General features: G+C 68.2%; 16 protein-coding genes. 7 read left to right on the top strand and 9 right to left on the bottom strand.

What is annotated here, in order from left to right:
• Positions 1-60 precede the first annotated feature (60 nt).
• Positions 61-1443 carry an NCS2 family permease gene (locus ABRZ00_RS05050; protein ID WP_368647854.1) on the bottom strand — a complete coding sequence of 461 codons (1383 nt, stop codon included), beginning with the start codon at positions 1441-1443 and terminating at the stop codon, positions 61-63.
• 199 nt (positions 1444-1642) lie between these two features.
• Positions 1643-2617, bottom strand: coding sequence for a LysR family transcriptional regulator (locus ABRZ00_RS05045; RefSeq protein WP_368639949.1), 975 nt, complete (start codon positions 2615-2617; stop codon positions 1643-1645).
• A 138-nt stretch (positions 2618-2755) separates the two neighbouring features.
• On the opposite strand from ABRZ00_RS05045, the gene xdhA reads away from it, so the two are divergent.
• From xdhA to ABRZ00_RS05015, 6 genes are all read left to right on the top strand, one after another.
• Complete coding sequence (xdhA, locus tag ABRZ00_RS05040) at positions 2756-4240, top strand: xanthine dehydrogenase small subunit (protein ID WP_343837478.1); 1485 nt, start codon at positions 2756-2758, stop codon at positions 4238-4240.
• 10 nt (positions 4241-4250) lie between these two features.
• Positions 4251-6626, top strand: coding sequence for a xanthine dehydrogenase molybdopterin binding subunit (gene xdhB, locus ABRZ00_RS05035; protein ID WP_368642740.1), 2376 nt, complete (start codon positions 4251-4253; stop codon positions 6624-6626).
• A gap of 37 nt (positions 6627-6663) precedes the next feature.
• Positions 6664-7701 (top strand): xanthine dehydrogenase accessory protein XdhC, encoded by a 1038-nt coding sequence (gene xdhC, locus ABRZ00_RS05030; protein ID WP_368639952.1) that lies wholly within the window; start codon positions 6664-6666, stop codon positions 7699-7701.
• A 96-nt stretch (positions 7702-7797) separates the two neighbouring features.
• Positions 7798-9141, top strand: coding sequence for a guanine deaminase (gene guaD, locus ABRZ00_RS05025; protein ID WP_368639953.1), 1344 nt, complete (start codon positions 7798-7800; stop codon positions 9139-9141).
• Positions 9142-9294: 153 nt separating this feature from the next.
• Positions 9295-10791, top strand: a complete 1497-nt coding sequence (locus ABRZ00_RS05020; protein ID WP_343837486.1) for an AMP nucleosidase — start codon at positions 9295-9297, stop codon at positions 10789-10791.
• A 9-nt stretch (positions 10792-10800) separates the two neighbouring features.
• Positions 10801-11349: a YaeQ family protein gene (locus ABRZ00_RS05015; RefSeq protein WP_368642741.1), complete on the top strand. Its 549-nt coding sequence runs from the start codon at positions 10801-10803 to the stop codon at positions 11347-11349.
• Between the two features lies 1 nt (position 11350).
• On the opposite strand, the gene ABRZ00_RS05010 is transcribed toward ABRZ00_RS05015, so the two are convergent.
• From ABRZ00_RS05010 to ABRZ00_RS04990, 5 genes are all read right to left on the bottom strand, one after another.
• On the bottom strand, positions 11351-12100 hold the full coding sequence (locus ABRZ00_RS05010) for a TSUP family transporter (RefSeq protein WP_343837491.1): 750 nt from the start codon (positions 12098-12100) through the stop codon (positions 11351-11353).
• A 125-nt stretch (positions 12101-12225) separates the two neighbouring features.
• Positions 12226-13251 (bottom strand): DctP family TRAP transporter solute-binding subunit, encoded by a 1026-nt coding sequence (locus ABRZ00_RS05005; protein ID WP_368642742.1) that lies wholly within the window; start codon positions 13249-13251, stop codon positions 12226-12228.
• A 97-nt stretch (positions 13252-13348) separates the two neighbouring features.
• Positions 13349-14647, bottom strand: coding sequence for a TRAP transporter large permease (locus ABRZ00_RS05000; protein WP_368642743.1), 1299 nt, complete (start codon positions 14645-14647; stop codon positions 13349-13351).
• Complete coding sequence (locus ABRZ00_RS04995) at positions 14644-15174, bottom strand: TRAP transporter small permease (protein WP_368642744.1); 531 nt, start codon at positions 15172-15174, stop codon at positions 14644-14646. Before ABRZ00_RS04995 ends, ABRZ00_RS05000 begins: the two co-directional genes overlap by 4 nt.
• An 88-nt stretch (positions 15175-15262) precedes the next feature.
• A complete protein-coding gene (locus tag ABRZ00_RS04990) occupies positions 15263-15733 on the bottom strand; it encodes an SET domain-containing protein-lysine N-methyltransferase (RefSeq protein ID WP_343837500.1) in 471 nt (156 codons plus the stop codon).
• Between the two features lie 102 nt (positions 15734-15835).
• Between ABRZ00_RS04990 and ilvB the strand changes: the two genes are divergently transcribed.
• Complete coding sequence (gene ilvB / locus ABRZ00_RS04985; protein ID WP_368642745.1) at positions 15836-17605, top strand: biosynthetic-type acetolactate synthase large subunit; 1770 nt, start codon at positions 15836-15838, stop codon at positions 17603-17605.
• Here ilvB and ABRZ00_RS04980 read toward each other — a convergent pair whose 3' ends face one another.
• On the bottom strand, positions 17606-18364 hold the full coding sequence (locus ABRZ00_RS04980; protein ID WP_343837504.1) for an SDR family oxidoreductase: 759 nt from the start codon (positions 18362-18364) through the stop codon (positions 17606-17608).
• 14 nt (positions 18365-18378) lie between these two features.
• Positions 18379-19836, bottom strand: coding sequence for an aldehyde dehydrogenase family protein (locus ABRZ00_RS04975; RefSeq protein ID WP_368647853.1), 1458 nt, complete (start codon positions 19834-19836; stop codon positions 18379-18381).
• Positions 19837-19851 lie beyond the last annotated feature (15 nt).

Genomic DNA, 19851 nt, shown 5'->3' with positions numbered 1-19851 from the left:
TGCGGACTGTCCTATGCCTGCCGAATCGGAGCCGCTTGCAAGCGGCGAGGTGGGGGGCTGCTAGATGGCCCAGCCGCCCAGGTAGAACACGGCCAGCGCGATGGCGATGGCCAGGGTGCCGATGTTCAGCTTGCGCCATTCGCCCGCGAACACGCGGCCGATCACCAGGGTGCAGAAGCCCAGCATGATGCCGGTGACGATGTTGCAGGTCAGCACGATGAACACCGCGCACACCATGCCGGCCATGGTGTCGACCGTGTCGTCCAGGTGCAGCTTGCGTACGCCGCCCAGCATCAGCAGGCCCACGTACATCAGGGCCGGGGCGGTGGCGTAGGCCGGCACCAGGGTCGCCAGCGGCGACAGGAAGATCAGCGCCAGGAACCCCAGGCCGACGATGGTGGCGGTCAGGCCGGTCTTGCCGCCGGCCGCCGTGCCGGCCGCCGATTCGATGTAGGCCGCCGCCGGGGCGCCGCCCAGGCCGGCCGACACGATGGAACTTACGGAATCCGCCGTCAGGGCGCGGCCGCCGTTGATGATCTGGCCGTTTTCGTCGAGCTGGCCGGCCTGGCCGGCCACGGCGCGGATGGTGCCGGTGGCGTCGAACACGGCGGTCATGACCAGGGCGAGGACGCTGGGGATGACCAGCGCATTGAGCGCGCCGCCGATGTCCATCGCGCCGATCAGCGAGTGCTCGCCGCCGAACGACGGCAGGGCGAACAGGCCATTGAAGGTCACGGCGGGATCCCAGATCAGGCCGATGGCCGACAGCACCAGGATCACCAGCAGGATCCCTCCGGGTACGCGCCGACGCTCCAGGCCGAAGATGGCGGCCAGACCCACGACCGACAGCAGGGCCGGCATGGCATTGATGGCGCCCAGCGCCACCGGCAGGCCCGGGCCGGGGTTCTTCACCACCAGGCCGACTTCATTGGCGGCGATCAGCAGCAGGAACAGGCCGATGCCGATGCCGGTGCCGTGCGCGATGCCGGCCGGCAGGTTGCGCAGGATCCAACTGCGTACGCCGGTGGCGGAAATCCCCGTGAAGATCACGCCCATCAGGAAGATCGCGCCCAGGGCGACGGCGGGCGACAGGCCCTGGCCCAGGACCAGATCGAAGGCGGTGAAGGCCGTCAGCGAGATCGCGCAGCCGACGGCGATCGGCAGGTTGGCCCACAAGCCCATCAGCAGCGAGCCGAAGGCGCTGGTCAGACAGACGGCGATGAAGACCGACGAGGTGTCGAAGCCCGCCTTGCCCAGCATTGCGGGGACGACGAAGACGGAATAGACCATCGCCAGGAAGGTCGTCAGCCCGGCCAGTGTTTCCTGACGCGCGTTGGTGCCGCGCGCCGACAACTGGAAGTGCCGTTCGAGCCAGTGCGTGGGGGATGCGGGGGGCGCGGAGGCGCCAAGTCCCGCCGGCAAAGCATGTTCCTGCTCTCTCATGAGCGGTGTCTCCTGAATGGTTGGCGCCTTCTTGTGTCGCGGACGCTTGAGGGAGGGCCTGTTCGCGCGGATCGAGGGGGTCGATCCATGCGGACAGGTCCTGAAACCATTCTAGGGACGTGATTTCGCGCTGTGTGCGCGTCGGCCTGATGACGATTATCAAGCCCGGATGATGTCGTCTACGTGCGTTCCCGCGGCATCAGGGTTTGTCTGAATGCGGTGTGGACGCGCTCTGGCGGCCGTCGTCCAGGCTGGCCTGCAGCATGGCGGCGACCTTGGCGATGCACTGGCGCAGCCAGACGACTTCCGCGGCGCCGTGGCAGCGACGGTGCCACAGCAGGTAGAAGCGCATGGGGGGAAAAGGCAGGGGCGAAGGCAGAATGGAGATGGGCAGATAGCGCGCGTAATGCTGGGCGAATTGCCGGCCGGTGGTGAAGATCAGGTCGGTGCGCAGCAGCATGCCGGCCACTTGGCCGAAATAAGGAATCGTCATCTGGATGTTGCGCCGCAGGCCTTGCGAGGCCAGGTGGCCGTCGATGAAGCTCTGGCGTTCGGTGACGTGTGGAAAGGGCGCCAGATGCGGCAGCTCGAGATAGTGCTTGAGCGTGAGTTCGCGATGGGCGGCCGGATTCTGGCTGCCGATCATGCAGACGACTTCGTCGTCGAACAGGCGCGCCATGTGCATCTGCGGCGGCGGTTCGAGCCAGTTGCCGATGACGACGTCCAGGCCGCCGTCCTCCAGGCCGCCTGCGTAGTCGTAGTCGGCATTGATCGGATGTACGATGAACTTGGCGTGCGGCGCCTCGCGGCGCAGGATCTCGGCGATGTTCGGCAGGAACATGGCATCCAGGTAGTCCGGCGCCCCCAGGTGGAATTCGCGCGTGGACCGGGCCGGATCGAAAGCCTCCGGCGGCTGGGTGATGCGTTCGATCGCGCTCAGGGCGTCGTTGGCATGGGCCAGCAATTCCAGGCCGCGGCCGGTGGGCACCATGCCGGTCTTGCCGCGCACCAGGATCGGGTCGCCGGTGATGTCGCGCAGTCGGCGCAGGGAATTGCTCAGGGCCGGCTGCGACAGCCCCAGCTTGATGGCGGCGCGCGAGACGCTGCGTTCGGTCAGCAGGATCTGCAGGATGCGCAGCAGATGCGTGTCCAGAGGTTCGCGAGTTCGTTGCATCAGCCTATTATTCACGGGCGCGCCCCGCCCGTCCACCGGATGCCGGCATGATAGTCCCCATCATCCCGGGCGAATGGCTGGGGCGGTTGCGCGGTGATATCGTGGACGCAATACCTGTTCAATGAAAAGAGGGATGCGATGGAGACCGATGTCATTCGTTTTCACTATCGTGGCCAGACCCACGAAGTTTCCGGTCAGCCCACGACCCGCACCGTGCTGCAGTACCTGCGCGAGGATCTGGGCTGCATGGGCACCAAGGAAGGCTGCGCCGAGGGCGATTGCGGCGCCTGTACCGTCATGGTGGCCGAGCCCGACGGCCAGGGCGGCGTGGCCATGCGGGCGGTGAACGCCTGCATCCAGTTCCTGCCCACGCTCGATGGCAAGGCGCTGTACACGGTCGAAGACCTGCGCCAGGAAGACGGCACGCTGCATCCTGTGCAGCAGGCCATGGTCGATTGCCACGGCTCCCAGTGCGGCTTCTGCACGCCGGGCTTCGTCATGTCCCTGTGGGGCATGTACCTGGCGCATGACCCTCAGGATCCGGCGCCCACGCGGACCGAAATCGACGACGTGCTGTCGGGCAATCTGTGCCGCTGCACCGGCTATCAGCCCATCGTGCGCGCCGCCGGCGAAATGTTCGGCTATCCGGCCGCGTCCTTCGACCGGGCGGCCCTGGCCGGCATCCTGGCGGCGCTGCAGCGCGACGGCGTGTTCACTTATACGCATGACGGCCATACCTTCCATGCGCCGCGCACCCTCGACCAACTGGCGCAACTGCGCATGGACTACCCGGACGCCCGCATCCTGGCGGGCAGCACCGACGTGGGCCTGTGGGTGACCAAGCAGTTCCGTGATCTGCCGCACCTGATCTACATCGGCCAGGTGGCCGAACTGCGCGACATCCATCTGGAAGGCGACGACTTGCTCATCGGCGCGGGCGCACTGCTGAACGATGCCTTCGACACCCTGGTCGGGCACCTTCCCGAACTGGCCGAGATGCGCCAGCGCTTCGCGTCCTTCCCGATCCGCAATGCGGGCACCTTGGGCGGCAATGTGGCCAACGGATCTCCGATCGGCGACTCCATGCCGGGCCTGATCGCTCTGGGTTCGAGCATCATCCTGCGCCGGGGCGACCGGGTGCGCGAGATGCCGCTCGAGGACTACTACCTGGGCTACCAGAAGAACGCCTCCGAATCCGGTGAGTTCGTGCAGGGGCTGCGCGTGCCGGTGCGGGTCGAAGGCCGCCAGTTCCGCCATTACAAATTGTCCAAGCGGTTCGATCAGGATATCTCGGCCGTGTGCGCCGCCTTTGCCGTGGTTCTGGACGAGTCCGGCGTGGCGCGCTCCGTGCGCACCGGTTTCGGCGGGGTCGCGGCCACGCCCAGCCGGGCACGCGCCGCAGAAGCCGTTCTGCAGGGCCAGCCCTGGGACGAGGCGCGCATCCGCGCCGCGATGGACGCCCTGGACCAGGACTTCAAGCCCCTGACCGACATGCGCGCCAGCAGCGAATACCGGCGGTTGGCCTCGCGCAACCTGCTGTATCGCTTTTACCTGGAAACCGCCCCTGGGGCGCCGCTGGCGACGCATCAGGTCAGTACGGCCGTCCTGGCCGACATCGCTTGAGGAGGCCGTCATGAACATGCGCATCAACGTACCGGCCGAACTGGACCGGCTGGCCGTCGCCAACGACCGCATCCCCCGCCCCGTCGAGGGCGAGCCGGCCGCCGGCGCCGCCAGTCCGCACGAATCCGCCGTGCTGCACGTCACCGGCGAAGCTGTTTATACCGACGACATCCCCGAATTGCGCGGCACCGTCTATGCCGCGCTGGGCCAGTCGGCCAAGGCGCATGCCCGCGTGCGCGGCATGGATCTGGACGCCGTGCGCCGCGCCCCCGGCGTGATCGCCGTGCTGACGGCCCGCGACATTCCCGGCGAGAACAACTGCGGCCCGGTGGTCCACGACGATCCCCTGCTGGCCGAAGAACGGGTCCAGTACGTCGGCCAGCCGATGTTCATGGTGGTGGCGCGTTCGGTGGACGAGGCCCGCCGCGCCGCGCGCCTGGGCCAGATCGACTACGAAGATCTGCCCCACTTGCTGACACCGGTGCAGGCCAAGCAGGCGGATTCCCGCACCTTGCCCGACATGCGCATGGTCCAGGGAGACGTCCAGGCCGCGCTGGCCGCGGCGCCGCGCCGCCTCAAGGGCACGTTCGACTGCGGCGGCCAGGAGCAGTTCTACCTGGAGGGCCAGATCGCCTACGCGATCCCGCGCGAAAAGGACGGCATGCTGGTCTGGTGCTCCACGCAGCACCCGACGGAAATGCAGGCCGTGGTCGGCCACGCGCTGGGCTGGCACGCCCACCAGGTCCAGATCGAATGCCGGCGCATGGGCGGCGGTTTCGGCGGCAAAGAGTCCCAGTCGGCGATCTTCGCCTGCCTGGCCTCGGTGGCCGCGCACCGTCTGCAGCGGCCGGTCAAGCTGCGGGTCGATCGCGACGACGACATGATGATCACCGGCAAGCGCCACGGCTTTCATTACGATTACGAAGTCGGCTACGACGACGAAGGCCGGATCCTGGGCATGCGCCTGGACATGACGCTGCATTCCGGCTTTTCCGCCGACCTGTCCGAGGCGGTCGCCAGCCGCGCCGTCTGCCACTTCGACAATGCCTATTACATCCCGGCGTCCGATGTGCGCGCCATGTGCGGCAAGACCCACACCCAGTCGAATACGGCCTTCCGCGGTTTTGGCGGCCCCCAAGGCGCCTTGCTGACCGAAGTCGTGATCGAACGCATCGCCCGCGACCTGGGCCGCGATCCGCTGGATGTGCGCCAGACCAACTTCTACGGCATCGAGACGCGCAACACCACGCCCTATGGCCAGGTGGTCGAGGGCAATCTGATCGAGCCGCTGGTCGCCGAGCTGGTCGCCAGTTCCGACTACCGGGCGCGCCGCCAGGCGGTCAACGAGTTCAATGCCTCCAGCCCCGTCCTGAAAAAAGGTCTGGCGCTGACGCCGGTGAAATTCGGCATTTCCTTCAACGTGCCGGCCTTCAACCAGGCGGGCGCGCTGGTGCACATCTACCGCGACGGTTCCGTGCTGGTGAACCACGGCGGCACGGAAATGGGCCAGGGCCTGAACACCAAGGTCGCCCAGATCGTGGCCAATACCCTGGGGCTGGACCTGGACTGCGTGCGCGTCACGGCCACCGATACCCACAAGGTCGCCAATACCTCCGCCACGGCGGCCTCCACGGGCACCGACCTGAACGGCAAGGCGGCCGAAGACGCTGCGCTGCAGCTACGCGCGCGCCTGGCCGATTTCGCGGCCCGCAAGTACGGAGGCAAGCCGGAAGATGTGGTCTTCGCCTGGCGCCAGGTCAACGTCAACGGCCGCAACATCCCGTTCGGCCAACTGGCCGACGAGGCCTATTGGGACCGCGTGCAATTGTGGTCCGACGGCTTCTACGCCACGCCGGGCATCGTCTGGGACAAGGCCACCATGCAAGGCCGGCCGTTCTACTACTTCGCCTTCGGGGCGGCGGTGTCCGAGGTCGTGGTCGATACGCTGACCGGGGAATGGAAGCTGCTGCGCGGCGACATCCTGCACGACGTCGGGGCGTCGATCAATCCGGCCATCGATCTGGGCCAGGTCGAAGGCGGCTACATCCAGGGCATGGGCTGGCTGACCACCGAGGAACTCTGGTGGCGCGAGGACGGCCGGCTGATGACGCATGCGCCGTCCACCTACAAGATCCCGGCCATCAGCGACTGCCCGCGCGACTTCCGCGTGCGCCTGTTCCGGACGCAGAACCTGAAGGACACCGTGCACCGCTCCAAGGCGGTGGGCGAGCCGCCGTTGCTGCACGGCATCAGCGTTTTCAATGCCATCTGCGACGCGGTCGCCGCCGCGGGCGACGGGCGGACTTCGCCCGACTTGCGGGCGCCGGCGACGCCTGAAGCCATCCTCAAGGCGGTCGAGGGCCTGCGCGCGCACGGCGCGGCCTAGGCCCGCCCGGGACATCAAGGACAGGAGGCGCGAAGACATGAACGGCTGGATCGATCAGGCCCTGTGGTGCCTGGATCGTCGTCAGGCGACCGTGTTGATCACGGTTGCCTGGATCCAGGGCTCGGCCCCGCGCGAAGCGGGGGCGAAGATGCTCGTGTCCGCCAGCCACCAGTGGCTGACCATCGGCGGCGGCCATCTGGAGTGGAAGGCCGCCCAGTTCGCCCGGGCGCGCCTGAGCGCCGGCGAGGGGGCGGATCGCTGGATCGAAGCCCTGCCCCTGGGGCCGGCGCTGGGCCAGTGCTGCGGCGGCATGGTGCACCTGCTGTTCGAGCGCCTGCGGGAGTCTGATCGCGGCTGGCTGGAAGCTCTGCGCGCCGGGCAGCAGTCGCCGGCCGGTTGTGTGCGGGAGGTCGGCCTGGGAGAGACGGGCGTCGCGCCGTGGGTGCGCGTCTGGGTGCCTGACGAAACGGACGCCGACTTCCACGAACACAGTGCGCAGCCCGACCGGCTGCTGCGGCCCGATCCTGTCCGGGGCTGCCTGACGCTGCGCGAGACCGTCCGGCCCGATCCGCTGCATGTGGTGATCTTCGGCGCGGGCCACGTGGGCCAGGCCCTGGTGCACATCCTGGGTACCCTGCCTTGCCGGGTGACCTGGGTGGACGCGCGCGACGAGCTGTTTCCGGACGCGGTGCCCGCGAACGTGATGATCGAGGCGACCGACACGCCCGAGGCCGTGATCGACGAGGCGCCGCCCGATAGCTGCTTCCTGGTCATGACCCACGATCATGCGCTCGACCAGCGGCTGTGCGAGCAACTGCTGCGGCGTGACGACGTGGCGTATTTCGGCCTGATCGGTTCGCAGACCAAGCGGCGCAAGTTCGAGCACCGCTTCCGTGCGCGCGGCATCGCGCCCGAACGGGTGGCGCGCATCGTCTGTCCGATCGGCGAGCCCGGCATCGAAGGCAAGCAGCCCGCCGTGATCGCCGTCGCGGTCGCCGCCCAGCTACTGCGTCTGCGCGCGGCGCGGTCGCGGCAGGTGGCCGCGCCGGTCCGCGCCGCCGAGGCAGCCCACTGAGACGCAAGCCCGTATTTCCATCCAATACAACACGCCGGGCCCCGGCCTCGCACCGGAGGCGGACCGCGGCCCGCGCCTCTCGAACCAGGAGACCCCATGACACGCACGAATCCGTCCATGCCCGCCGGGCCGAATGCCTCCGGCCTGCAGGCCTACCGCGCCCAGTTGCTGTATTTCCGCGATACGCCCAAAGCCGAAGACGAGGCGTGCGAATGGATCCGTGACGGCCTGCTGGTCGTGCGCGACGGCCGCATCGAGCAATGCGGCGAATACGACCGGCTGATCAAAGAGCTGCCGCCCGGCACGGCGGTCAAAGACTGGCGCGGCCGCCTGATTACGCCGGGCTTCATCGACACCCATATCCACTATCCGCAGACGGACATGATCGCCTCGCCGGCGCCGGGCCTGCTGCCGTGGCTGGAAACCTATACCTTTCCGACCGAACGGCGCTTCGAGAATCCGGAGTACGCCCACGACGTGGCGCGTTTCTTTCTGGATGAACTGTTGCGTTGCGGCACCACCACCGCGCTGGTGTATTGCACCGTGCATCCGGGTTCGGCCCAGGCCTTCTTCGAGGAAAGCCACGCACGCAATCTGCGCATGGTGGCGGGCAAGGTCATGATGGATCGCAACTGCCCCGAATACCTGCGCGACACGGCCGAATCCGGCGCCCGCGACAGCGAGGACCTCATCGGGCGCTGGCATGGCACGGGACGCCAGATGTATGCCCTGACGCCGCGCTTCGCGCCGACCTCCACGCCCGAGCAGCTCGGCTTGTGCGGCGAACTGGCCAAGCGTTACCAGGACGTCTTCATCCAGTCGCATGTGTCCGAGAACCGCGACGAGGTGAAATGGGTCATGAGCCTGTTCCCCGGCTATCGCAGCTACCTGGACATCTACGACCAGTACGGCCTGTTGCGGCCCCGTTCCGTCTACGGGCACTGCGTCTGGCTGGACGACGACGACCGCCGCCGGATGCGCGATGCCGGCGCGGTCGCCGCCCACTGCCCCACGTCCAACCAGTTCCTTGGCAGCGGCCTGTTCGATTTCGCGGCCGCCAAGAGTTTCGGCATGCCGGTGGCCCTGGCCACCGACGTGGGCGGCGGCTCGTCTTTTTCCATGCTGCTGACGATGAACGAAGCGCACAAGGTGGCGCGTCTGTCGGGCCATTACCTGACGGCGCGGCGCATGTTCTGGCAGGCGACGCAGGGCGCGGCCAAGCATCTGGGCCTGACCGGCCGGATCGGCACGCTGGAGCCCGGCGCCGAGGCCGACTTCATCGTCCTGGACCCCAAGGCGACGCCGCTGCTCGAGCGCCGCAGCGCCCTGGCCGACTCGCTGGAGGAGCTGCTGTTCGCCTTGGCGATGCTGGGCGACGACCGCGCCATCGCCGCGACCTATGCGGCGGGGCGGGAGGTGCACCGGCGGGAGGAGGGGTAAAGGGCCCCCACGCTGCGCAGCCTGCGGCTGCTTGCTGCCCCAAGGGGGTGCTTTTTGCCTTGGGACGGCCCAGCGGCAAAAAGGGGCCTCCACGCTGCGCAGTCTGCGGCTGGGCGTGTCCGGCTGTCATCAAGACCTGCCATAATCGGGTGCATGGAAAAATTCATCGATATCGCGCGCCCGACCCGGATGCCGCAACTGATTCCGTTCTCCAGCTACGAGGACGCCGATGCGGCGGTGGACCGGTTGCTGGAGATCTACCAGCGCAACACCGCCTTCATTCGCGACGCTTTCCGTGAATATTGCGCCAATGGTCTGGAGACCGGCCAGCGGGTGCGCGCCTGCTATCCGGCGATCCGCATCCGGGTGAGTTCCTATCGGGAAATCGACAGCCGCCTGTCCTACGGCCATCTGGTCGAGCCGGGCGTCTACATGACCACGGTGACGCAGCCCGGCCTGTTCCAGGGCTACCTGCGCGAGCAGGTGCGCCTGCTGCTGCGCAATCACGGCGTGCCGGTGGAGATCGGCGAGTCGGACATGCCGATTCCCCTGCACTTCTCCTTCCCGGAAGGCGAGTACGTCGAGGGTGAGTATTCCGAGACGCCCGGCCACACCCTGCGCGACCATTTCGACGTGCCCGACCTGGCCGTGACCGATGACGCCATCGTCAACGGCACCTGGAGCGGCCGCGCCAACCAGGCCCGGCCCCTGGCGCCGTTCACCGCGCCGCGCATCGATTATTCCCTGCACCGGCTGCAGCACTATACGGCCACGTCCCCGGTGCATTTCCAGGACTTCGTGCTGTTCACCAACTACCAGTTCTACGTGGATGGTTTCGTCCAGTGGGCGCGGGAGACCCTGGCTTCCGGCGTGGGCGGCTATACGGAACTGGTCGAGCCGGGCAACCGCATCGTCACGCGAGACACGCTGGACGCCCCCCGCGAAGGGCCATTGCCGTTGCCGCAGATGCCGTCCTTCCATCTCAAGCGGCCGGGGCATACCGGCATCACCCTGATCAATATCGGCGTGGGCCCTTCCAATGCCAAGACCATTACCGACCACGTCGCGGTGCTGCGGCCGTCGGCCTGGCTGATGCTGGGCCATTGCGCCGGGCTGCGCACCACCCAGCGGCTGGGCGACTACGTGCTGGCCCACGGCTATGTGCGCGAGGATCACGTGCTGGACGACGATCTTCCCCTGTGGGTGCCGGTGCCGCCGCTGGCCGAGGTCCAGGTCGCCCTGGAGCAGGCCGTGGCCGATGTGTCCGGCCTGGAGGGCTGGGAGCTGAAGCGGATCATGCGCACCGGCACCGTGGCCACCATCGACAACCGCAACTGGGAACTGCGCGACCAGCAAGAGCCGGTGCAGCGCCTGTCGCAGTCGCGCGCCATCGCCCTGGACATGGAATCGGCCACCATCGCGGCCAACGGCTTCCGTTTCCGCGTGCCCTACGGCACGCTGCTGTGCGTGTCCGACAAGCCTCTGCACGGCGAACTCAAGCTGCCGGGCATGGCCACCGCCTTCTACCGCACCCAGGTCAACCAGCACTTGCATATCGGCATCCGGGCCCTGGAACACCTGCGCGAGATGCCCGGCGAGCGCCTGCACTCGCGTAAACTGCGCAGCTTCATCGAAACCGCTTTCAAGTAAAAAAACATCATGGCCCTGCGCGCCACCGTCTACAAGGCGGAACTCCACGTCGCGGACAACGACCGCGCCTATTACGGCAGCCATGCCGTCACCGCCGCCCGGCATCCGTCCGAGACCGACGAACGCCTGATGGTGCGGCTGCTGGCCTACGCCCTGTGGGCCGAGGCCGACGAACGGCTGGCCTTCACCCGGGGCCTGAGCGACACGGACGAGCCGGACCTCTGGAACCTGGACCTGACCGGCGCGATCACGCAGTGGATCGAGGTCGGCCTGCCCGACGAGCGCCGCCTGCTGAAGGCGTGCGGGCGGGCCGGTCAGGTGATCGTGCTGGCCTATGGGCGCGGCGCGGACCTCTGGTGGTCGGGGGTGCGGAACAAAGTCGCCCGCGCCGTCAATCTGCAGGTCTGGATTTTGGATGCCGAAGCCACGCGCGCCCTGGCGGCGCTGGCCGAGCGCAACATGAGCTTGAGCGTGAATGTCACCGATCGCACGGCCTGGGTGTCGTGCGCGCGCGGCGATGTGAGCCTGGAGTTGCGCTGCCTGCGCGAGGCGGGCTGATTTATTCCAGCAGCATTTTCACCGACACGATCACCGCCATGGACACCATCAGCACGCGGATCAGCCGGTGACCGCGCGTGACGGCCAGGCGCGCGCCCAGAGTGCCGCCCAGCCACTGGCCCGCCAGCATGGGCAGGCCGAAGGCCCAGACGATGTGGCCGCTGGCCGCGAAAAACAGAACGGAAGCCAGGTTGCTGCACAGGTTCAGCAGCTTGGCGTGCGCCGTGGCCTTGACCAGGTTGAAGCCCAGCAGCGTGACGCAGGAGATCGCCAGGAAGGTGCCTGTGCCCGGGCCGAAGAAACCGTCGTAGAAGCCGATCAACGGCGCCAGGGTGGCCGCGTACAGGGCCGGTGTGATGCGCTGGGTGCGGTCCTCGGCGCCGACGCGCGGCGACAGCAGGAAATACAGCGCGAAACCGATCAGCAGGAAGGGAATCACCTGGCGCAGCACGCCGCTGTCGATGCGCGTCAGGGCGAAGCCGCCCGCCAGCGCGCCCAGAAAGGTGGTCAGCATCATCCGGCGGCTGCGCTTCAGGTCGATCTGGCGCATGCGCAAGAAGTGCAGCGTGGCGGCGGCCGATCCGGCGATGCCGCCGATCTTGTTGGTGGCGATGGCTGCCCCCGGCGGCAGACCCGCCGCCAGCAGCGCCGGGATGGTGATCAGCCCGCCGCCGCCGGCAATGGCGTCGACGATGCCCGCCAGGAATGCGACAAGAAACAGCAGGGCGGCGACGTCGAGGGTGATTTCCATGGGGTGCCGGAAGGCGGAAGCATGCCGGCATCATACGCCGCCTCGCGGCACGTCTGCGGTGCAGTGCAGACGTGCCGCGGGGGACGCCGCACGCGCAGGCGGCATGCGGCGCCGTGCGGCCGGACTCAGCGCTGGGCGATGTCCGCCTGCGCCTGCCTCACCAGATCGGCGCCGATCTGCTTGGCCCATTTGTCGAACACCGGCCGGGTGACCTGGGCGAAGGCGTCGATCTGTTCGGGCGAGAGCACCGTGACCGTCACGCCGTGGCCTTCGATTTCCTTGAGCAGGGAATCGTCGGTGTTGGTCACGCCTTTGCGGGCGATGATGATTTCCTGGCGGCCCGCCTCGATGGCGGCTTCGCGCACGATTTTCTGATCGGCCGGCGTCCAGGAGTTCCAGACATCCTGGTTGACCACGAAGATCAGCGGATCGGCCACGTAGTTCCACAGGCTGAGGTATTTCTGGCCGACGTCATAGAGCTTGGCACCGGCGTAGATGGACAGCGGGTTTTCCTGGCCGTCGACGGCGCCGCTGGCCAGTGCGGGCTGGGCGTCGGCCCAGCTCATCTGGGTCGGGTTGGCGCCCAGGGCGGTGTAGATGTCGATGTACAGCGGCGAGCCGACCACGCGCAGCTTCATGCCTCTGACGTCCTCGGGCGTCTTGACCTCGCGCGCGGAATTGGACAACTGGCGGTAGCCGTTCTCGCCCCAGGCCAGCGGCACCACGCCCTTCTTGGACAGGATGTCGAACAGTTGCGCGCCGACCTTGCCCTGGGTCAGGGCGTCGATGGCGGGATAGTCGGGCATCAGGAAGGGCAGGGAAAACAGGTTCAGTTCCTTGACCTGCGGGGACCAGTTGATGGTCGAGCCGATGGCCATGTCGATCACGCCCTGGCGGATGGCGGTGAATTCGCGCGTCTGGTCGCCCTGGACCAGAGAGGTGCCCGGGTAGACCTTGATGTTGATGCGGCCGTTGGTGCGCTCGCGCACCAGGTCGGACCAGATCACCGCCCCCTGGCCCCAGGGGAAGTTGGTGCCCACCACGATGGACAGCTTGTATTCGGACTTGTAGTCGGCCGCCTGGGCCGGCAGGGTGGCGGCCAGGGCCGTGAAGGCCAGGGCGGCGGCGCCGATGAATCGCTTGAAATGCATGTCAGTCTCCTCTTTGGAAAATCCTGGGTGTTTCTGGCCGGGTGCCCGAAGCGGGCATCGGCGCGCCGGCGGGCCGTGCCGCCCGCTCGAACGGAAATCAGTATCCCAGATAATGCGGCAGCCAGAGCGCGATCTGGGGAAAAATCACCACCAGCACCAGCGTGCAGAGCATGCCGGCCACCAGCCACAGCACCCAGGGCACCGTGCTTTCCATCGGGATGCGGGCGATCTTGCTGGAAACCATCAGGTTCACGGCCACCGGCGGCGTGAACTGGCCCACGGCGACCATCAGCGTCAGCAGTACGCCCAGCCAAACCAGATCCCAGCCGAAGGCCTGGGCGACCGGCAGGATCAGCGGGACGAAGATCAGAAAGATCGAGATGCCGTCCAGGAACATGCCCGCGACGATCAGCAGCAGGATCAGCAGCGCCAGCACGCTGTATGGCCCCAGGCCCGAATGCACGATGGCGTTCGTGATGGGGTCGATGATCGACAGGGTGGACAGCGACCAGGCGAAAATCCCGGCCAGCGTGACGATCAGCAGGATGACGGCGGATAGTTCGCCGGCTTCGCGCAGGATGGGGAACAGGTCGCGCACGCGCAGGGTGCGGTGTACGAACAGGCCGATCAGCAGGCCATAGAACACAGCGACCACGGCGGCCTCGGTGGGCGTGAAATAGCCCATGCGCATGCCGCCCAGGATGATGACGGGCGCGGCCAGGCCCGGGATCGCCTCGAACAGGCTGCGCCAGAAGGGCGGCCTGGGTTCGGCGCGGGCGGCCGCCCCCATCTTGTGGCGGCGCGCCAGCCAGACGGCCGGGATGATGAGCCCGATGCCGGCCAGGATGCCCGGAAACATGCCCGCCGCGAACAGCGCCGGCACCGAGGCCTGCGGCACCAGGACGGAGTAGACGATCATGGCGATCGAGGGCGGGATCAGGATGTCGGTGGCGGCGCCCGCCGCCACGACGCTGGCCGAGTAGGCGCGCGGGTAGCCGGCGCGGTTCATGGCGCCGATCATGATGGCGCCCACGGCGGCGGCGCAGGCCGGGCCGGAGCCGGAAATCCCGCCCAGGAACATGGCGACGGTGATGGCGACCACGGCCAGCATGCCGGGGCCGTTGCCGGTGATGGACTGGGCCAGGCGCACCAGCTTGGCGGCGACCCCGGAGCGGTCGAAGATCGAGCCGACCAGCACGAACATGGGAATGGCCAGCAGGGGATACTTGGCCAGGCCGGCATAGAAGCTCTGCGAGACCGCCATCAGGCCGAACCAATGGGTTTCCGGGTTGGCCAGGGCGATGGCCAGCGTGCCCGCCGCCCCCAGAGCGATGCCCACGGGCACGCCGATGACCATCAGGACGACGAACAGGCCGAACAGCAGGGTCGGGATCATGTCCGCTCCCAGGCGCGCCGCAGGATGCCGGCCAGGCGCAGGGTGATGACGGCCGACAGCACTGGCAGCCACATGGAATACCACCAGGTGGGCACGCCGATCGCCGGGGATGTGTCGCCCCAGTTGTATTCGTCCAGGGCCATGCGGCCCAGCAGGATCGTCAGGCCGGCGAAGAACAGCAGCGAGACGGTGCCGCCGATGAGGGCGAAACGCCGCTGCCGCGCGGGACTGCCGCCGTCGGCCAGCAGTTCGATGCGGATGTGCAGCAGACGGACGAAGGCCGAGGAGCTCGCGCTCAAGGTGAGCACGATCAGCAGGAAGATGGAGATTTCCTCGGTCCAGGCGAAGGACTCGTCGGTGAGGTAGCGCACGATCACATTGGCCAGGGTGATGCAGGCCAGGGCGGCCAGGGTCAGCACGGTCAGCCAGTCTTCGAATCGCAGGGAGACGCGCACCGGGGGATCGGGCGGGGGCGCGGTGTCGGGCAGGTCTTGGTCATCAGGGTCGGCGGCGTGGGCGTCGGGCATGGATCGTGTGCAGCGGGTGGCGGGCCGTAGGGCGACACTGAATCCTACTGCGAAATGCCCCGCTTGCCAGTCCGGGCAATCCCCCGATTCAAGTGCCGTCCGCCAGGGCCAGCATCGTGCCCCGGCACGCGGATGCGCCGCAGCGGCAGCGGTAATGGCGTTTGAGCGTGCGGGTGAGCGGCTCGTCGATCACCAGGCCGTAGTCGTAGAGCAGTTCTTCTCCCGCCGGGATGTCCCGCAGCGCGTAGATCGCCACGCGGGTGCCGGCTTCGTTTTCGCGCGCCTCGCAGTTGGGCGCGCAGCCGTGATTGATCCAGCGGGCGTCGTTGCCGCGTTGGCCGCCGTCGATCACCCGGCCGCTGCTGAGCGCGAAATAGAAGGTGTGGTAGGGGTCGTCAGGGTTGACCGGCCAGCGGGCGTCGGCCTGTTCGGCCGACAGGCGGCGGCCCGCGTAGTCCAGGATCCGGGTTTCGGCGGGGATGTCGCGCGCGGCGAATACGCCTGTGCCGTGCAGGGCCGAGACGCGCACGGCGTGCCAGGGCGGGCGGGAGGAAGCCATGGGGCTGAATCGAAAAGGGATAAACTGAAACATTATCCTTGGGATGCTTCGCTCACGTCCACCCGCCGCGGCATGCCCATTCCTTGTCCAGGTAGAACGCCCGTGAATGCCCCAACCGCCGCCCATGCCGCCGTATCCGTCCCCGCCGCCGACCGCAACGGGGCCGAGGTCCTGCTGGATACCTTGATCGCGCTTGGGGTGGATACGGTGTTCGGCTATCCGGGCGGGGCGGTGCTGCCGCTGTACGACGCCCTGTATGCCGAGCCGCGCATCCGGCATATTCTGGTGCGCCATGAGCAGGCGGCCATGCATGCCGCCGAAGGCTATGCGCGCTCCACGGGCAGGCCCGGCGTGGTGTTCGTCACCTCCGGCCCAGGTATGGCGAACACCACGACCGGGCTGCTCGACGCGCTCTGCGATTCGATCCCGGTGCTGTGCATCAGCGGCCAAGTGGCGACCGGCGCCATCGGCACCGACGCCTTCCAGGAATGCGATGCGGTCGGCATCTCGCGTCCGGTCACCAAATGGAACGCCCAGGTGCGCCGTTCCGAGGACATCGCCGACCTGGCGGCCAAGGCCCTGCGCCTGACGCGCGCCGGCCGCCCCGGGCCGGTGCTGCTGGACTTTCCCAAGGATCTGCAGATCGCCCGCGTGCCGCCCGGACATGCCGTGGCGGCCCCGGAGCCCGAGGCCGCCGCCGGGCCGCTCGCGCCCGCGACCGAGGCGGCGCTCAAGCGCGCCGCCGCCCTGATCGCCCGCGCCCGCCGCCCGGTGTTCTATGGCGGCGGCGGGCTGATCAATTCGGGCCTCGATGCCTGCCACGCCTTCCGCAGCCTGGTGCAGGCGGCCGGGGCGCCCTGCACGCTGACGTTGATGGGCCTGGGTGCCTATCCGGCCGGCGATGCGCAGTTCCTGGGCATGCTCGGCATGCACGGCACCCTGCAGGCCAATCTGGCGATGCACCATGCGGATCTGATCATTTGCGTGGGCGCGCGCTTCGACGACCGCATCACGGGCCGGCTGTCGGATTTCTGTCCGCATGCCGACAAGATTCACCTGGATATCGACCCGGCCTCGATCGACAAGGTCGTGCGCGCCGATGTGGCGCTGGTGGGTGATTGCTATCCGCTGCTGCGCGCCCTGCAAAAAGAGCTGGGTCAGCATCCGCAGGAGGCCGGGCGCCTGGACGAATGGTGGCAGCGCATCGCTGTCTGGCAGGCGCGCGACTGCCTGCAGTTCCAGCCCTCGGCCGATGCCATTTTGCCTCAGGACCTGATGCGGCGCATCGACCGGCTGCTGGCCGGCCGCGATGCCATCGTGGCCACGGACGTGGGCCAGCACCAGATGTGGGCCGCCCAGTACATCGGCATCGGCCGCCCCAACCGCTGGCTGACCTCCGGCGGCGCGGGCACCATGGGCTACGGGCTGCCCGCCGCCATCGGCGCGCAGATCGCGCATCCGGACAAACCGGTGATCTGCGTCAGCGGCGATGCCTCCGTGCTGATGAACATCCAGGAACTGGCCACGGCCGCCCAGCACCGCGCGCCGGTCAAGCTGATCCTGTGCAACAACGGCCACATGGGCATGGTGCGCCAATGGCAGGAATTGATCCACGAGGGCCGCTACAGCCACAGCTACAACGCTTCGATCCCGGATTTCGTGGCGCTGGCGGGCGCCTTCGGCTGGGGCGCGGCGCGCGTCGAGCACCCGCGCGACCTGGATGCGGCGCTGGATGCCTGCATGGCGCATGACGGGCCGTATTTCCTGGATGTGGCGGTGGTGCCGCTGCAGAACTGCTTTCCGATGATGCCGGCCGGCTACGGGCACCAGCAGGTGATGCTGTCCGAAGACACCTGGTATGTGGAAGAGTGATCAGACGCACCGGCCGCCGTCGACCTCCAGGCAGGCGCCGGTGATGAAGGAGGCTTCGTCCGAGGCCAGGTAGAGGCAGGCGTGGGCGACGTCGTCCGGGGTCGAGAATCGTCCCAGCGGGATGCCGGCGGTGAACTTCGCGCGGTTTTCAGGCGTGTCCGGCATGCCCATGAATTCCGTCAGCAGGCCGGTGGCGCCCACCACGGGATTGACGCAATTGACGCGGATCCGGTCGGGGCCCAGTTCCGCTGCCATCGAGCGGCTGGTGGTGACCACGGCGCCCTTGGTGCCGTTGTACCAGGTCAGGCCGGGACGCGGCCGGATGGCGGCCGTGGAAGCGATGTTCACGAACACGCCGCCGCCTTGCTGGCGGAAGTGCGGCACGAAAGCCTGGGCGCTGAGATAGATGCTTTTGACGTTGATGGCGTAGATGCGGTCAAACTCGGCCTCGGTGACTTCGAGCATGGGCCGGTTGCGGTGCGTGGCGCCGGCGTTGTTGACCACGATGTCCAGCCCTCCGAAATGCGCCAGGGCCTGCGCCAACAGCCCGCGCATGCTGGCGGCGTCGGCGACGTCGACATGCGCGAATTCGGCCCGTCCGCCGGCCGCCCGGATCTGTTCGGCGGTTTCGCGGCCGTGCGCATCGTGGATGTCGGCCACGATCACCCGGGCGCCCTCGCGGGCGAAGACCGAGGCGATGCCCCGGCCGAATCCGGAGCCGGCCCCGGTGACGATGGCGGTCTTGTCGCGCAGACGCATGGTGTCTGTCTCCTTCAGGTGTCGTGGCCGTAGCGGATCGCCACGGTCTTCAGGGCGGTGAACCCCAGCAGGGCCTCGAAGCCTTTTTCGCGGCCATGGCCGCTGGACTTGACCCCGCCGAAGGGCAGTTCGACGCCGCCGCCGGCGCCGTAGTTGTTGATGAAGACCTGGCCGCAGCGCAGGTGGCGCGCCATGCACAATTGACGCGCCCCGTCCCGTGTCCAGACCCCGGCCACCAGGCCGTAGTCGGTGCCGTTGGCCAGGGCCAGGGCGTGCGCTTCGTCGCGGAAAGCCTGCGTGACCAGGACCGGCCCGAAGATTTCCTCCCGGACCAGGGCGCTGTCCGGGGGCACATGGCGAAACAGCACGGGTTCCTGGTAGAAGCCGCCCGGCGGCGCATCGTCCAGGATGCGGCCCCGGGCGGCCTCGGCCAGGCCCTCGCCGCGGGCGATGTCGAGCATCTGGCGCACCCGTTCATATTGCCGTCGGCTGACCAGCGGCCCCAGATCGGCATCCGACGAGGGCGGCCCGGCCCGCAGCACGCGGAAGCGCCCGGCGACGCGCTCGACGAAGGCGTCGTGGAGGCTTTCGTGGACCAGCAGCCGGCTGCCCGCCGAGCAGGTCTGGCCGCTGTTCTGGACAATGGCGTTGACGACCGCCGGCAGGGCGGCGTCCAGGTCGGCGTCTTCGAACACGATCTGCGGCGATTTTCCGCCCAGTTCGAGCACCACGGGGCAGTGGTGCCGCGCGGCGGCGGCGGCGACCTGCTGGCCGGTGGCGGTGGAGCCGGTGAAAGAGAGGTGCCGGATGCCCGGATGGGCGCAGAGGGCCGCGCCGGCCTCTTGTCCGTAGCCGGTGACGATGTTCAGGGCGCCGGGCGGGAAGCCCGCGCGGGCGGCCAGATCGGCCAGGTACAGGGCGGACAGGCTGGCGTCCTCGGCCGGCTTGACCACGCAGGCATTGCCGGCCGCCAGGGAGGCGCCGACGCTGCGGCCGAAAATCTGGACGGGATAGTTCCAGGGGATGATGTGGCCGGTGACGCCGTGCGGTTCGCGCACCGTCATCACCAGGGTGCCGGTGTCGTAGGGCAGGGTCTCGCCATGCAGCTTGTCGCAGGCGCCGGCATAGTATTCGAAGTAGCGCGCCAGGGCCGTGACGTCGTTGCGGGCGGTGCGCAGCGTCTTGCCGGTGTCGCGCGCTTCGATGCCGGCCAGTTCGTCGGCGTGCTCCTGCACGGCGCGGCCCCAGGCCGCCAGCAGGCGTCCCCGGTCCCGGGCGCAGGTCATGGCCCAGGGGCCGTCGAACGATTCCCCCATGGCCGCCTGGGCGGCCCGGACAGCCTGATCGATGTCGGCCGGCGAGCCTCGGGCGATGCGGTCGTATTCCCGCCCGTCGGACGGATCGATCACCGGAATGGTCTGTCCGTCGGCCGCGGCGACCCGGGTGTTGGCGATGAAATGGTGGGCGGGCATGGCGGGCTCCTGGCG

Origin of the sequence: Castellaniella ginsengisoli (assembly GCF_040955415.1) — a bacterium.
GTDB classification, from domain to species: domain Bacteria; phylum Pseudomonadota; class Gammaproteobacteria; order Burkholderiales; family Burkholderiaceae_B; genus Castellaniella; species Castellaniella ginsengisoli.
Note: the sequence above shows the minus strand (reverse complement) of the source record. Positions and strands in the feature narration are given on the sequence as shown.

Excerpts from the sequence above, each read along its gene's own strand:
- ABRZ00_RS05050 (WP_368647854.1), bottom strand. The coding sequence starts at position 1,443 with ATGAGAGAGCAGGAACATGCTTTGCCGGCGGGACTTGGCGCCTCCGCG.
- ABRZ00_RS05045 (WP_368639949.1), bottom strand. The coding sequence starts at position 2,617 with ATGCAACGAACTCGCGAACCTCTGGACACGCATCTGCTGCGCATCCTG.
- xdhA (WP_343837478.1), top strand. The coding sequence starts at position 2,756 with ATGGAGACCGATGTCATTCGTTTTCACTATCGTGGCCAGACCCACGAA.
- xdhB (WP_368642740.1), top strand. The coding sequence starts at position 4,251 with ATGAACATGCGCATCAACGTACCGGCCGAACTGGACCGGCTGGCCGTC.
- xdhC (WP_368639952.1), top strand. The coding sequence starts at position 6,664 with ATGAACGGCTGGATCGATCAGGCCCTGTGGTGCCTGGATCGTCGTCAG.
- guaD (WP_368639953.1), top strand. The coding sequence starts at position 7,798 with ATGACACGCACGAATCCGTCCATGCCCGCCGGGCCGAATGCCTCCGGC.
- ABRZ00_RS05020 (WP_343837486.1), top strand. The coding sequence starts at position 9,295 with ATGGAAAAATTCATCGATATCGCGCGCCCGACCCGGATGCCGCAACTG.
- ABRZ00_RS05015 (WP_368642741.1), top strand. The coding sequence starts at position 10,801 with ATGGCCCTGCGCGCCACCGTCTACAAGGCGGAACTCCACGTCGCGGAC.
- ABRZ00_RS05010 (WP_343837491.1), bottom strand. The coding sequence starts at position 12,100 with ATGGAAATCACCCTCGACGTCGCCGCCCTGCTGTTTCTTGTCGCATTC.
- ABRZ00_RS05005 (WP_368642742.1), bottom strand. The coding sequence starts at position 13,251 with ATGCATTTCAAGCGATTCATCGGCGCCGCCGCCCTGGCCTTCACGGCC.
- ABRZ00_RS05000 (WP_368642743.1), bottom strand. The coding sequence starts at position 14,647 with ATGATCCCGACCCTGCTGTTCGGCCTGTTCGTCGTCCTGATGGTCATC.
- ABRZ00_RS04995 (WP_368642744.1), bottom strand. The coding sequence starts at position 15,174 with ATGCCCGACGCCCACGCCGCCGACCCTGATGACCAAGACCTGCCCGAC.
- ABRZ00_RS04990 (WP_343837500.1), bottom strand. The coding sequence starts at position 15,733 with ATGGCTTCCTCCCGCCCGCCCTGGCACGCCGTGCGCGTCTCGGCCCTG.
- ABRZ00_RS04980 (WP_343837504.1), bottom strand. The coding sequence starts at position 18,364 with ATGCGTCTGCGCGACAAGACCGCCATCGTCACCGGGGCCGGCTCCGGA.
- ABRZ00_RS04975 (WP_368647853.1), bottom strand. The coding sequence starts at position 19,836 with ATGCCCGCCCACCATTTCATCGCCAACACCCGGGTCGCCGCGGCCGAC.